Origin of the sequence: Mesorhizobium sp., assembly GCF_004962245.1 — a bacterium.
Lineage (GTDB): Bacteria > Pseudomonadota > Alphaproteobacteria > Rhizobiales > Rhizobiaceae > Mesorhizobium.
In genome coordinates, this window is record NZ_SUHQ01000020.1 from 1 (window position 1) to 13,759 (window position 13,759).

11 protein-coding genes are annotated in these 13,759 nt (G+C 61.4%); 2 read left to right on the forward strand and 9 right to left on the reverse strand.

What is annotated here, in order from left to right; all coding sequences use genetic code 11:
• Positions 1–153 precede the first annotated feature (153 nt).
• The 6 genes from E5X88_RS20900 to E5X88_RS20925 all read right to left on the reverse strand — a co-directional run bounded on the left by E5X88_RS20900 (position 154) and on the right by E5X88_RS20925 (position 7,855).
• Positions 154–2,538 carry a polysaccharide biosynthesis tyrosine autokinase gene (locus E5X88_RS20900; protein ID WP_292164645.1) on the reverse strand — a complete coding sequence of 795 codons (2,385 nt, stop codon included), beginning with the start codon at positions 2,536–2,538 and terminating at the stop codon, positions 154–156.
• A 271-nt stretch (positions 2,539–2,809) separates the two neighbouring features.
• The gene (locus E5X88_RS20905) at positions 2,810–3,706 is read right to left on the reverse strand and encodes a UTP--glucose-1-phosphate uridylyltransferase (RefSeq protein ID WP_292164649.1); all 897 of its coding nucleotides are present in this window, start codon (positions 3,704–3,706) and stop codon (positions 2,810–2,812) included.
• Positions 3,707–3,762: 56 nt separating this feature from the next.
• Positions 3,763–4,728 carry a glycosyltransferase family 2 protein gene (locus tag E5X88_RS20910; protein ID WP_292164652.1) on the reverse strand — a complete coding sequence of 322 codons (966 nt, stop codon included), beginning with the start codon at positions 4,726–4,728 and terminating at the stop codon, positions 3,763–3,765.
• Positions 4,718–5,668 (reverse strand): glycosyltransferase family 2 protein, encoded by a 951-nt coding sequence (locus E5X88_RS20915; RefSeq protein ID WP_292164655.1) that lies wholly within the window; start codon positions 5,666–5,668, stop codon positions 4,718–4,720. The genes E5X88_RS20910 and E5X88_RS20915 overlap by 11 nt, the downstream gene beginning before the upstream one ends.
• A complete protein-coding gene (locus E5X88_RS20920) occupies positions 5,668–6,657 on the reverse strand; it encodes a glycosyltransferase family 2 protein (protein WP_292164658.1) in 990 nt (329 codons plus the stop codon). Before E5X88_RS20920 ends, E5X88_RS20915 begins: the two co-directional genes overlap by 1 nt.
• Before the next feature lie 25 nt (positions 6,658–6,682).
• Positions 6,683–7,855: a glycosyl transferase family 1 gene (locus E5X88_RS20925; protein ID WP_292164661.1), complete on the reverse strand. Its 1,173-nt coding sequence runs from the start codon at positions 7,853–7,855 to the stop codon at positions 6,683–6,685.
• 190 nt (positions 7,856–8,045) lie between these two features.
• On the opposite strand from E5X88_RS20925, the gene E5X88_RS20930 reads away from it, so the two are divergent.
• Positions 8,046–9,542: a lipopolysaccharide biosynthesis protein gene (locus E5X88_RS20930; RefSeq protein WP_292164664.1), complete on the forward strand. Its 1,497-nt coding sequence runs from the start codon at positions 8,046–8,048 to the stop codon at positions 9,540–9,542.
• 38 nt (positions 9,543–9,580) lie between these two features.
• Entirely contained in the window at positions 9,581–10,603 is a 1,023-nt protein-coding gene (locus E5X88_RS20935) for a phosphoribosyltransferase family protein (RefSeq protein ID WP_366929956.1), read from the forward strand.
• A gap of 15 nt (positions 10,604–10,618) precedes the next feature.
• Here the strand turns inward: E5X88_RS20935 and E5X88_RS20940 are convergent, their stop codons facing one another.
• The 3 genes from E5X88_RS20940 to E5X88_RS20950 form a co-directional block, all read right to left on the reverse strand.
• A complete protein-coding gene (locus E5X88_RS20940) occupies positions 10,619–11,698 on the reverse strand; it encodes a glycosyltransferase (protein WP_292164668.1) in 1,080 nt (359 codons plus the stop codon).
• 62 nt (positions 11,699–11,760) lie between these two features.
• A complete protein-coding gene (locus tag E5X88_RS20945) occupies positions 11,761–12,210 on the reverse strand; it encodes a hypothetical protein (RefSeq protein ID WP_292164670.1) in 450 nt (149 codons plus the stop codon).
• Positions 12,207–13,667, reverse strand: a complete 1,461-nt coding sequence (locus E5X88_RS20950; RefSeq protein ID WP_292164673.1) for a GMC family oxidoreductase — start codon at positions 13,665–13,667, stop codon at positions 12,207–12,209. Before E5X88_RS20950 ends, E5X88_RS20945 begins: the two co-directional genes overlap by 4 nt.
• Positions 13,668–13,759 lie beyond the last annotated feature (92 nt).

Below are 13,759 nucleotides of genomic sequence, written 5' to 3' on the forward strand. Positions count from 1 at the left end.
GTCAGCGGCTTCGTTCAATCCCCCAAAGATTCAATTAATCACTGAAACGCTCTAGCTGCATCTCTGCGGCGCCAAGTTGATTCACTTGGCTTGCAAGATGCTCCAAGCGTCTTTTGGTGAGTCAAACAGACGCGCGGCGCTGCAATGCCGGCCTCAGGTGTTTGCCTTCGTCCGCGCTTCCGATTTTTCCAGATAGTAGGTCGAATATCTGTCGAAGAATTTTTCCGAGCCGCCGATCGATCCATACTTCGCCAGCTTCTTCAAATCGACCTTGTTCAAGACCACGCCGACGATCTTGTTGGCGATATAGGCTTCCGAATTCAGGATGGATTGCACCATCGCACGCGGCGTGCGCCCCCACTCGGTCACCAGCACGAAGCCGTCGGCAAGCGGAGCAAAGGCCTTGGCATCGACCACGGGGCCGAGCGGCGGCAGATCGACGATGATGTATTCGAAGGTCTCCTTGGCATTGTCGATGAACCGCCGCATTCCGGCCGACGACAGAAGCTCGCTTGTGTGCGAGAAATGACCGCGCGGGACGGCCGGGATGATCGCCAGCTTCGTCTGCCGGTCGATCTTGCCGACGAACTGCCACGTCTGCCCGCTCACCACCGCTTCCATCAGGCCTTGCTCGGTCTCCATGCCAAGGCTGCGGCTGAGGCCGGGGTTGCGCAGGTCGCCGTCCACCAGCAGCGTTTTGGACCCGTTGGCGGCAAGCAGGCCGGCCAGATTCGCCGCCACGGTCGACTTGCCCTCGCCGGGAAGGACCGAGACTATGCCAATGACACGGCTGCCTTGCCCTTCCATCACGACGTCGAAGGCAATCTTGGCGCTGCGGAGCGTTTCGGAAAACATCGATGCCGGGGCGTCGACGCTCACACGCATGCGCGCGCGCTTTTCGGCGGCCGACGGTGATTGGGCGGTTCTGACATCCGCCTGGCCATCGTCGCGCTTGTCGTCCTTGCCGACCTTGCTGCCAATGATCGGCAGGTAGCCGAGGAATTTGAGACCGACGCGATCGCGAACGTCCTCGCCGGTCCTGAAGAACCGTTCCCTGAATTCATTCAGGCCACCCACCCCTGCCCCCAGCATCACGCCAAGCACAAGCGAAAGTCCCAGCACAATGGACGTGCGTGGGGTTGCGGCGGACTGCGGCAGCTTCGCGTCCGAGATGACGCGGATCTTGCCGACCGGGAATGATTGTTGCTGGGAGGCTTCCTCGTAGCGGCCAAGGAACGTCTGATAGAGCGTCGAGAGCGCCGTTGCCTTCTGCTCCAGTTCGCGCAGCTGGACCTGCGTCTGGTTGTCGATGGAACTCTTGCCAGCTGCCAACGCGACATTTGCGCGGAGCGCCGTCTCGCGCGCGAGAGCGACTTCGTATTCGTTGCGATAGCTTTCGGTCAATTGCTTCAGCTCGCCGAAAATCTGCGCCGATATGTCGGCCTTTTCCTTGGCAAGCGCGACCGCCTGGGGATGCTCGGCCCCGAAATTGGCTTCTATATCCTGCTGCCGCTTGGCGACAGTGAGATAGCGTGTCTTGAGCGTCGAAATGACCGAGTTGCTCGGCTGGTCGCTCGATATGGCGGCGTCCCTGAACGCGTTGTCCGAGCCGCTTTCGACGATCGACTTGTACTGCTGATAGCGGGCGCTGGCGCGTGCGGTATCGGCCTGCGCTTCAATGAGCTGCTCATTGAGGTCGGACAGTTGTTTGTCGCTGATCAACTGGCCATTGTTATTGACGGCCAATCCATGTTCCGCCCTGAACTTCTCGACCGCGAGCGCCGCTGCCTGGGAACTTTCGCGAAGCTCGGTCAGCCGGCCCTGCAGCCAGACCGCCGCCCGCTCGGTCGCATCGAAGCTCGCATCGAGCTGATCCGCGAGATAGGCGTCGGAATACGCTTTGGTGATCGCGGTCGCAAGTACGGGATCCGTCGCCTGATAGGCGATGGAGATCACATAGCTTCGACCGAGGCGCTCGGCTTGCACCTCGTTCTGTAATTTGAGGATTGCGTAATCGCGGCGTGACGAAGCCATCATCGCGTCGCGCGTCGCCTCATCAAGCTGGGTGACGTCAGCGATGCCCACGGCAGGGCTGGGACGGAAATACCGGACCACGCCGCGCACAAAACCGGCAGCCTTCGACACGGCCGATGTGGGGGGATTCATGAAAGCGTCGTTCTGATCGAGCTTCTGCTTGTCGACGACCACTGCCGCCAGTCTGGCCGAGTGGAGAATTTCGATCTGGCTCAGAATGGCGGAATCGGTCTGCATGCTGACCGACGCCGCAGAGACCTCGTCAACGACCTTGTTCAAGCCTTCGTCGATCAGCACGCGGCTCATCGCCATGTAGGTTGGAGGCGTGGTCTGCAAATAGAGCACGCCCAGAAAAAGACCGATGGCGGCGCATGCCGCGACCACCTTTGCCTGCCTTGCTGCCATGCCGAGCAGGCGCTCGACATCGATGAAGTCTTCGGCGCTTACTGCGTCTGAACTCGGCAATGGCTTCCTCTTGTCGAGAGGAAAATTGGCATAATTCATCTTCGATCCAATTCTAGTTTGCGTCTAGAGCGGCGGTCCTTCAAGTCGAACTGTTCCGCCGCTCTATCTCTTTGTTTGAGCATCGGATTTTCCCAAAACCGGTCTCCATTTTTGGGTCCGATGCTCTCGTTTGCAGGCGCTAGAGCAAGATCAGGCGCATCAGCATATATGGGACGCAAGCTTCATGCCAGATACCGCGAGATCCGGGCGACCAAACGCATCGGCGTGTCTTGCGTCACCCTCATATGCTAATGCTCCCAAAAAATGGGCATTATGCGGCTTCTACCCGGCACTCATGCGTCCGGACGAACTCCTGAAGCATGTCGAAAACGGCTTCCTTCATATCGTCGCGCGCCAGCGCGAAGGCGACATTGGCCTGGATGAACCCCTCCTTCGAGCCGCAGTCGAACATGCGGCCGTTAAAGGGCTGGGCGAAGAAAGCCTGGGTCTGAGCAAGGCGGACCATGGCATCGGTCAGCTGGATTTCGTTGCCGGCACCGCGTTGCTGATTGCCGAGCAGCGAGAATATCTCGGGCTGCAGGATGTAGCGGCCGTTGATGTAGTAGTTCGACGGCGCATTGGCCGGAGCCGGCTTTTCGACCATGGCGGTCACCTCGAAGCCCGTGCCGACGTCCGCGCCGCAGCCGACGATGCCGTATTTGCTGGTTTCGGTCGGATCGCAGCGCTCGACGGCGATAACGTTTCCGCCAGTCTGCGCATAGAGGTCGGCAATTTCGGCGAGACATCCGCGCCCGCCGAAGGACACCATGTCCGGCAACAGCAATGCGAAGGGCTCATCGCCGATGACCTCCCGGGCGCACCATACTGCATGGCCGAGACCTTGCGGCGACTGCTGCCGGATGAAGCTCGTGGCGCCGGCCACGGGAAGCAGGCTTTCGAGCGCCTGAAGTTGCGCCGTCTTGCCGCTCTGCTCCAAAGTCCCGATCAATTCGGGATGCAGGTCGAAATAATCCTCGATGACCGCCTTGTTGCGGCCCGTCACGAAGACAATGTGCTCGATGCCGGCTTCGAACGCCTCGTCCACCGCATATTGCACGACAGGCCTGTCGACGACCGGCAGCATTTCCTTCGGCATGGATTTGGTCGCCGGCAGGAATCGCGTCCCAAGCCCCGCCACCGGTATGACTGCCTTCCTGACTTTCTTCATTGCATATTCCTTCTGAGGAGATCGACTTCAATTATTGCGGGGCCTGCAAACCATTTTCATTTACCCGCACTCTTCACCTCCCCACCCACGGCAAACTGCGCCGCCACCCTTCGCAGCCGAATGGCGATCGGCATGCTCATATGCCGAACCGCCGCCGGATCGCTGAGCGCCGTCCACACCGCCTTGAGCGGGGACCGCGCCTTGATATGCTGGACCAGCGACAGGAACGACGCCGCCTTGCGCAGGCTGCGTGTGCGCCTTGCGAAAGCGGCCTCGGCGGCCGCGTCCATCGAATGGGTTCTGGCGAAGACGAGATCGGCCTTGCGCATCGCCTCGACGTGATGAAGTTCGAGCACGCGGGAAATGGAGCCGGTCCGGATATGGTAGACATAGCCGGTCGTCGGCTCGACCACGCATTTTCCGCCCTTCGCCAGAGCGCTGGCCAGCAAGATATAGTCTTCGCCAATGATCAGGCCTTCGTCATAGCGAAGCCCGTTTTCGTTCAGGAACTGGCGCTGGAAGATCGGCTTGAGATAGCCAAGGTTGAACCTGGATTCGAAGACCACATTGCCGGCGATATAGTCCGCCAGCGAGATTTCACTCAAGCCCTCCAGATAGTCGGCCGGGAACATCGTCTCTTCGGCAACGCCGTCCTCGCGAACGACCTGGAGATTGTCGACCGCGATTTCGGCGCCTGCTTTCTCCGCACGGTCGATCATGGCGCATATCCGCCCTGGATAGACCGTATCGTCGGAATCGAGCACCGCCACCCATCTGCCACGGGCAAGCTCGAGGCCGGCATTCCTGGCGCCGCCGGGACCACGGTTCTGCGCAAGGGCGACCACACGTACGGCATCTTGCGGATAGGATTTCGCCAGATCGAGCGTCCGGTCGCGCGACTGGTCGTCGACGACGATGACCTCAACGCTGACATTGCGCTGGGCGATGGCGCTGGCGATCGCCCGCTCGATGGTCAGTTCCGCATTGTAAGCGGCAATAACAAAGGTGACGTCAGGCTGCACGCTTGCCCCCTTCCTGCGGCGAGGACAGGCCGTATTGGCGGATTTCACGCACACCGACGAGACCGCTCACGACGCCGACATGCATGATGCCGCGAAGCACGCTGCGGTTTCGGCGCACGGGACTGATGGCGACCGGGATTGCCGATGCGAAACAATAGAGCGCCTTTGCCGAGGCGAGGCCGACCTGCCTGACCAGCGCGAGACCACGCGCGTCGCGTCCCAGGAGGTGCCCGTGCGTCTGCCCGACACGGAACCGGCGGCGGCGGAGCCAGTCGAATGCGGCCCTGGCGCGCGGTACCACTTCGTCGACCCAGGCCTGCGGCGAAAAGGCGATGCTGCCGCCGGCCTTCACCATATGGTCGAAGAATTCGGTGTCCTCGCCGCCGGTCTGGCCACGCGCGAGGCTGAACCGCCGGCCGCGCAGGCTGTCGGCGCCCATCCTGAGCAGAACGTTGCAGGTGTAGCCGGTGCGGATCTCGCCGTGCACCCAGACGGGCAAGGTGGAGTGGAAATCGCCGCGGCGCATCCAGTCGGGCGCATCCGGCCGATAGCGTGCCCGCACCGGCCCGAGCACGGCGGCGGCGCCGCTTACTTGCGCCGTCGCAACCAGTTCGGCGAGCCAGCCGGCGGTAGCCGTCTCGTCGTCGTCGATAAAGGCGACGAAATCCGACGTGCTGGCGTCGAGGCAGGCGTTGCGGGCGATCGAGATGTTGCGTGCCGGGCAATGATGGTAGCTGATCGGCAGCTTCAGCGTCTCCGCCAGCGTCGCCACCAGCAGCTCGGCCGTCGGGCCGTCATCATTATCGGCGACGATGATGCGGACGTCGAATCCCGGAGGCACGTCCAGGGCGGCAATCGAGCGCAGCGTGTCGGCAAGCTCCGGCCGCCGAAACGTGCAGACGCAGACGTCGATGCTGCGGTTTTCTTCGGTCACACCCATCACGCCACCCTGCGCTGTGACCGCGGTCCAAGCAGTTGCAGCCAAAAGCCGACGGACCAGCCGAAATGCATGACCATCGCCGAAATCCCGGCAAGCGCCGGATTGCGCTGGCTGATGGAAGTCCACACGCCATAGCCGAGGCAGACTGACGCCCATATCAGGAGCGGCACGATCGCCAGCCAATGCACAAAGGAAAAAGCCGCGAGAAGGACGACCGGAAACACCAGAAGCGGCACCATCTGCCGGACCTTCGGTATCATGCGGTGCTTGAGAACGTTCTTGGCCCGGCCGCGGCCATAGCCGAGATACTGGAAATAGAGGCTGGCGAGCGACGAGCGCGGGTAATAGGTCATTTGCGTCTTACCGCTCATCCAGATCCGGTAGCCGGCCCGACGGAGCCGGTAGTCGAGCTCCGCATCCTCGTTGTGGCTGAACGTCTCGTCATAGCCGCCCACAGCCTTGAAGGCCGATATCCGCATCAACGCATGGTGGCCGTGATCGACCCACTCCCCCGCCGAAACATGCCGGTGCTTGGAGCCACCCGTACCGAGCTTGGAATTCTGCGCAGCCGCCACCGCTTTCTGCACCATGCTGCTGCCGCTGGTCAGCATGGAGACGACGACCGAATCCGCGCCAGTGGCCAGCGCCTCCTCGATCAGCCGATCGCAATAGTCCGGGGGATAGCCGCCATGCGCGTCGATGCGAATGAGATATTCGGCGCCTTCGCCGTAGCTGGCGACCGCAAGATTGATCGCCGCGCTCTGGAGGCGCTTTTCGTTGTGAAGAAGGATGATCCGCGGATCCTTCCCGGCGATCTCCTCGACGATCGCCCTTGTGCCGTCCGTGCTACCGCCATCGGCAACGACAATCCTGGCGCCAAGCCTCTCGGCTGCCGGTCGAAGCTCATGAACAAGCGCACCGATATGAGCCGCTTCGTTCAGGCACGGAATCACGATCAGGCTTGACGGAAGCATTCCGGTTTGCGTCATCGGTCCATGTCCATCCCTACCCATCCTATGCCAGCGCCTCGGCAGCATATGCATCGGGCGCGGCCGTCAAACCGCGAAGCTTCTCGACGAGCGCCCGGCAATCGCCGCGATCGTGGCTCCAGGTTCGCGGATTGCGGGCAAGAACACGTGCCCGCAATGTCCCGAAACGATGCTCCTCCATATCGCCCAAGGCGGCTTCGAGCGCCTCGGGCGTGGCTTGGGGCAAAAGAACGCCGATGCCCTGCCGGTCGAGGAACCGGCCGGTTTCAGTGCTGGCCATCGAGATCGGCACGGCACCGAAGCGGCAGCCCTCATAGAGGCGGTTAGGCAGTAGCCATTCGGAATTCAGCCCCTGCTCGAAAAAATCGATGGCCCAGGAAAAATGAACCTCCCGGTAGATTGTAGCCATATCCTCGGGATTGCGATAGGGCCCGCCAAACGAGAGCCACGGCTCGGATTCGACGAAAGCGTGAAAATCTGGAAATTCGGAAAGCGCCGGACGGCCCCTGAGGATGATTTCGAAGCGACCGTCGAGCCGGCGGGAAAATTCGGCCAGAAGCTTCAGGGAGCGGCGGCACCGGAGTGCGCCGAACCAGCCGATTCGCCAAGGCGGAGCGATGGGATTCTCTGCCACGACGCGATCATCCAGCGACACGGCGGCAGGCTCGAAATATTTGTTTTCGAGCAATTCGACAGGCGCGGCGATCTGCCCGAACGGTTTGAAATAGTTGGTGATGAAGGCCGGCGAACTGGTCACTAGGAGTTTTACATCCCTGGCCAGATAGCGTTCCGCGCCGCGCATCGCCTTGCCCAGAAGGTCGTCGCGAAGCACCAGGCGGTGGATGTCGAGACACTCGTAGACAATCGGCACCGAGGCTTGAAAAGCCGACCTGGCACGCCGGGCAAGCGCCAGCATTTCCAGATTGCGCGCGATGATGAGGTCGGGTCTTGGCATCGAACCGAGTTTCGAGCCGATTGAGACCGCCGCCTTCGCGACCGCTGCCAGCCGCTGGGCGAATCGGCCGTCGCGCGTCGCGCCAAGATCGATCGGCCGCAAGCCCTCGACGTCGGCGATCGGGCTTGCCGTCCGACGGAAGCCCGCCAGTGTGACCTGGGCGCCGCCTGCCTTGAGCATTATGATCCGCCGGCGCACTGCCGGGTCGGAGACGTCGTGTACCAAGTACAAGACATGCAGCATGAAAAATCGACCGCTGTTGGCCCGCCCACCAAGAAACCTAGTACAGCTTTTGCTGCATCGCAACATTTTTGGCGCAGCGTGACAAAGATCCACGTTTTTTGTTGCACTGCAAAATTATTGCCGTAGTTTGATGATGGCATAGGGCGCGGGTTCGTCATAGGGACCGGCACAAAAATCAGGAATCCTGAATTTGCAAGCCAATGCATTCGATCCGCCAGAGGGCTCTCTCCGCAGATCGGTCGGACGCGGCGCTATCATCACGGCTTTGGCGCAATCGGTACGGGTTGCGACGCAGGTCGCCTCCGTCATCGTGCTGTCGCGCCTGCTGTCGCCGCAGGACTTCGGTGTCGTGGCGATGTGTGCGCCGGTGCTTGCCTTCATCGCGCTGTTCCAGGATTTCGGCCTGACGCAGGCGACGATCCAGAAGAGCGGAATCAGGCATGAAGAGATCAACTACCTGTTCTGGGTCAATGTCGCGGTCAGCGTGCTGCTCGCCTGCGTGCTTGTCGGCGCGGCGCCGCTGGTCGCCGCCTTCTACGGCGAGCCGCGGGTGGCAGGTCTGGTGGCCGCGTTGGGGCTGCAGATCATAGCCTACGGGCTGGGCGCCCAGCATCTGGCGCTGCTGACACGCCGAATGCAGTTCGGCCGCCTGGCCATCATCGATGTCGCAAGTGCCGTCGCCGGTCTCGTCGTATCGATCGCCTGGACTTTCATCGACCGTTCCTACTGGGCGCTTTTTGCCGGTACGCTGACAGCAGCCGTGCTGCCGACGCTTTGCTTCTGGGCGAGCTCGCGATGGCGTCCGGGGCTGCCGCGCAAGGTCGATGGGATCAGCGAACTGATCAATTTCGGCGCAGGCATCACCGGGTTCAATTTCGCCAACTTCTTTGCCCGCAATCTCGACAATGTGCTGATCGGAAAATATTGGGGCGAAGCGCAGCTCGGGCTTTACGACCGGGCCTACAAACTGCTTCTGTTCCCATTGAGCCAGATCACCAATCCGCTAACGAAGGTCATGGTGCCGGCTCTTTCCAGGCTGAAGGGCGAGCCGGATCGCTATCGCAGCGCCTATCTTCGCGTCATGCCTCTGATCTTGCTGGTCGCACTTCCCGGCGTCGCCTTCGCCACCGCCATGTCCGACGTGCTGATACCGTTCGTGCTCGGCGAGCAGTGGCGGCAGAGTTCCAGCATCTTCCTGGCGCTCGGTTTTGCCGGACTGCTGCAGCCGCTCAACAACCCGGCGGGATGGCTTTTCATCAGTCAGGGCCGTTCGGGCGATTTCATGCGCTGGGGCATCGTAACAGCGTTGACGTCGGTGGTGGCGTTCATCGCCGGCCTGCCTTATGGCGCTTTGGGCGTGGCGATCGCCTATGCGATCAGCGAATATCTCAGAACACCTTTCCTGTGGCTGTATGTCGGCAAGACCGGACCGCTGCAGGCAAGCCATATCCTTCGCGCGGCAACGCCCTTCGTGCTTGGCGCGCATCTGGCGCTTGCCGCCATCTGGTTCGCCAAGCCGCTGCTGCCGCAACAGCACGTCATCGCCATGGCGATTGCGGCGGTGCTGTCCTACATGATCACCATAATAGTCGCGCTGGCGTTTGCTTCCGGCCGCGAGGCGTTGCGGGAGGCCCTGAAGCTCCTGCCGGCACGGACGCCCGCGGCAGCACCAAGCGAGGCGAAGTAACTTGCACGGACATTCATACGAGGACCAGGTCTGATCCCATGCATTACCGATCGATCTCCGACATGAACGACGCGATTGTCAGGAACCTTCACCGGCTGCCGCGCGACATCGACCTGGTGGTCGGCGTTCCCCGAAGCGGTATTCTCGCCGCCACGCTGCTCAGCCTGACGGCCAACATCCCGATGACCGACCTGGACAGTTTCCTCGCCGGAAAGATTTATACGTCAGGGGTTACCAAACGCCGTGCCGCGCTCGATCGGCAGGCTTCCGATATGCGCAAGGTTCTGGTGATCGACGACAGCGTCAGCGGCGGCACCGCCATGCGCGAGGCGCGCAGCCGCGTGGAGGCCTCCGGCATCAAGGCGGACTTTACCTTTGCCGCGGTGTTCGGCCTGATGGCGCAGCACGAGGAAACCGATATCGTCCTGGAAGTCGTGCCGCATCCAAGGATGTTCCAGTGGAACTTCATGCACCACAAATTCCTCGCGCAATGCTGTGTCGACATTGACGGCGTGCTTTGCCTGGACCCGACTGAAGCCGAAAACGACGACGGTCCCGCTTATGAGAAATTCCTCAGCGAAGCGCTGCCTCTGTTTGGCCCCACTCGCAAGATCGGCTGGCTCGTCACCAGCCGGCTCGAGAAATACCGCGCGCTTACCGAAGCATGGCTCGCAAAGCACGGCATCGAATACGACAAGCTGATCATGCTTGATCTGCCGAGCAAGGCGGAACGGCAGCGGCTTGGCGTGCATGGCAGTTTCAAGGCCGATTTCTACCGCAAATCCGATGCCATCCTGTTCATCGAAAGCGAGCACCAGCAGGCGCTCAAGATCGCCGAACTTTCTGGCAAACCGGTGCTGTGCGTGGAAACGCATCTGATAAGTTATCCTGACGCGCTGTCGCTTCCCTCACTTGGACAAGCGGCGCGCAACCTTCCGGGCAGATTGCGGGAGATCAATTCGCCTGACGGGCGCAAGACGGCGATCAAGACCGTCGCGCGCACGCTGCTTGGCGAGCGCGGCTACGAAACGCTGAAGAGCCGGGTCAAACGACCGGCCTGAACCTGGCTTCGGAACTTAGGCGGCCTGCCGCGAAGGCTGTCGTACCGCCCTCTCGAGCATCGAGAAGAAGGTCGCGAACTGACGCCCGGGATCGAGTTCCGGGCGCTCGGAGAACGCACGCGCCGCCGCTGAAAGCCGCTCATATTCCTGCCTGTCGGTCCACAGGCGCCTGATCACGGCCACCCAATCGGCGAGCGGAGCGTCGTAATCCAGCACCACGCCACCGGAGCCGATCGCTTCGGGCAGGCCGCCACGACGTGAACCGACGACGGGAATGCCGCTGCAATGGGCTTCCGACGCCACCCGGCCCCAGGCCTCTTCCCATTTGCTGGGGGCGAGCAGGATTTTCGTGCGGCCATAGACCGTCTTCATGTCGCTGGTCCGGCTCTCCAGCTTGACGTTGCCAAGCGGCGCGATCGTCTGCTCGATCCGGGCCCGATGATCGTCGTCGAGCTTCCAGCTTTCGACGAACAGGAACGGAATTTCGGAGCAGGCGGCGGCGATGCGCACTGCAAGCTCGAAGCCTTTTTCCTCATAAGGGTTGATCAGCGTGACAAACTCGCCTGTCGTCGGCGTGCTGTAGAGCGCGGGATTGATGGTCGGCGGTATAATCGTCGAATCGATATCGAATTTTGCCTTGTAGGTGCGCGCGGTGAACTCGGAATTGGCGATGTAGAGCGCCGAATGCAGCTCGCGCAGATCGCCGCCCAATTCGTGGAATTCGACATTCCTGAGGTAGACGACCAGCGGCACGCCTTCCGCCTGCAGCGCCTTGCCGATCGGAACCGACTTGTGGCACTGGACCACGGCGACGTCCGGCCTCAGCTTTTCGACGGCAAAAGCCGCAGCCTCCCAGGGGAACCAAGCCCGCACCACCGGATAGCCCGGATAGCTGTCGATGACCGCGCGCTGCCTCAGAAGCTTCATCTTGGCGCGCGCCTTGTAGCCGAAGACGCCCTGGCCGAACAGGGCGGCGAGCACCGACGCCTCATGGCCCTGCTCGAGCAACTGCTCGGCAAGATGATGGGTGCTGGACTGGACACCACCGCTGAACTGGGGCGTGTAACCGTTGCCGCCTGCAAAAAGCACTTTCATGGTTTCGGCTCCTTGTCGCATTCTCACGTTTACGGGCGATGACGCATGGGTTGCGACCCGCCTCAGGCATCCTGTTGCATCTCGATATTGGCGAACGGATTGGTGCATGGCTGCCACCCGGTGAACCGGATCGGATCGGTTGGCGAACTGCGCCGGGCATAGTCGGTCAGCATATGGAACTCGGCAATGACCCAGCGGTCGAACTGTCTCAGATCCTCTTTTTTCTGCTCGGGCAGAAACCGGCGTGCGGCGCCCAGTTTCAGCGTCTCAAGCAGGGTGACCGCATCGCTCAGCTTTTCGTTTGGAAACATCCAGGGATTTCGCTTCTGGAATTCCAGAACGAACTGCTGCAGATGTTCGATGCGCATGTTCAGCCTGCCGAAATATTTTTCGAGCGTGACACGCACCAGGTCCTCGTCGGAAAGCGAGGAAACGGCGGTATAGGCGATGCCGGTCGAAGCAACTCCGCCAGCCATGATGGCCAGTGCCGCGCGCCGCGAAACGTTGATCATCCGGCCATTTCCTTTCCCGCTATCCGGCTCGCCGCCCGCAAGGAAAGGGCTGCCGCGGTCAGGCTCGGGTTGGCGCACGAGCAGCTTGGATATGTACTCGAGCCGACGACAACCAGGTTCCTGAGCTGATGGTGGATCATGTCACGGTCGACGACTGAATCCGCCGGGCTTGAGCCCATTCTCAAAGTGCCCTGGACATGCGATTCGGTCGGCCGGATGCCGCGATCGAAAATCTCTTCGACCGGCAGCGGAGCCAGAAGCGCCGGCAATTTCTCCCTTGCCCGCGCCATGCCCTCGACGGCATAGTCGGATGCTCCCTTGAAACTGACGAAGGCGTTCTCATCCTCGTCGAGGATCACGAGATTTTCCGGATCGAGCAGGTTTTCGGTGACGATGATGAGAGGAAGCGTCTGACGCACACGTCCCTTTTCGGGGCGCATCCCGTGCTGCCAGCGATTTTCGAAATAGACCAGCGCCGCCGCATGCTGCGATCTGTGGGAGCCGTCATAAAGGCCGAAATTCAGGCCGGTGGTGATGGTGCTTCCGTCGAAATTGTCGACACCGTCGAGATAGGCCTCGAAATTCCATCCGTAGGATTCGTGCAGGCCGCGCCCGACGAATTCGCCCGGCAGGCCGGACCGCAACATGATCGCCGGGCTATGGATGGCATTGGCGCCCAGAATGAAGAGATCGCCGCCGACCGAATATTCCTTGCCGTCATGCACGAATGTAACCGAACGGACCGATCCGCCGACATGGTCGAGCCGACGCACTTCGGCGCCAAGGCAGACCGAAACGTCAGGATGCTCGAAGACGTGCATCAGGCCATTGTTGACGGTGAATTTCGCGTCGACCGGACATAGGCCGCATCGCAAGTTGGCGCAGCACGAGGTCCGCTGCGCGGTCGGCACGCGCGCCCTGGCTGTCGGCACGACAAAATGCTGGTCCGGCTGCGCCGCTTTCATCATCCGGTCCGGCGTCGACATGTGATGTGGCGGCTGTGGAAACGGCCTGGAACGCGGCATCATCGCCGCCATGTCGGGATCGCCGGAAATCGACATGATCTCCTCTGCATCGCAGTAGAACGGCTCGAGCTCGTCATAGCTGATCGGCCAGTCGTTGCCGACGCCGTAGAGGCTTTTCAACCTGAAGTCGTTTGGATGAAAGCGCGGCGTCTGCGCGAACCAGCAATTCGTTCCGCCACCCAATCCGATGGTGTAGTTCCACGGCTTGTCGGAGTTGGTCCTGTAGGTCGTCTCGTCTTCGATGTCGGTGTTAACGTTCTGCTCGAGCTGCCATTCATGCGTGTTGTGCCGGCCCCACTCCAGAACCAGAATGCGGGCCTTTCGCCGCTTGGCGAACGCATGCAGGAAGAAGGCCGAGCCGAAACCGGAGCCGATGGCGACAAGATCGAAATGGTCGTTTGCGATCTGTTCCGGCCTGATGCCCAGCACCATCAGATAGGACCCCTTGTCGAAACGAGCGCTTTCATCGAAGCCCTCGTGATTGTCCTTGGTTCCCGAGCCGGTTTTGCCAGACTTTTCCGCAT

Coding starts and splice junctions, on each gene's coding strand:
- E5X88_RS20900 (WP_292164645.1), bottom strand. CDS start 2,538: ATGAATTATGCCAATTTTCCTCTCGACAAGAGGAAGCCATTGCCGAGT.
- E5X88_RS20905 (WP_292164649.1), bottom strand. CDS start 3,706: ATGAAGAAAGTCAGGAAGGCAGTCATACCGGTGGCGGGGCTTGGGACG.
- E5X88_RS20915 (WP_292164655.1), bottom strand. CDS start 5,668: ATGGGTGTGACCGAAGAAAACCGCAGCATCGACGTCTGCGTCTGCACG.
- E5X88_RS20920 (WP_292164658.1), bottom strand. CDS start 6,657: ATGACGCAAACCGGAATGCTTCCGTCAAGCCTGATCGTGATTCCGTGC.
- E5X88_RS20925 (WP_292164661.1), bottom strand. CDS start 7,855: ATGCTGCATGTCTTGTACTTGGTACACGACGTCTCCGACCCGGCAGTG.
- E5X88_RS20935 (WP_366929956.1), top strand. CDS start 9,581: ATGCATTACCGATCGATCTCCGACATGAACGACGCGATTGTCAGGAAC.
- E5X88_RS20940 (WP_292164668.1), bottom strand. CDS start 11,698: ATGAAAGTGCTTTTTGCAGGCGGCAACGGTTACACGCCCCAGTTCAGC.
- E5X88_RS20945 (WP_292164670.1), bottom strand. CDS start 12,210: ATGATCAACGTTTCGCGGCGCGCGGCACTGGCCATCATGGCTGGCGGA.
- E5X88_RS20950 (WP_292164673.1), bottom strand. CDS start 13,667: ATGGTGCTGGGCATCAGGCCGGAACAGATCGCAAACGACCATTTCGAT.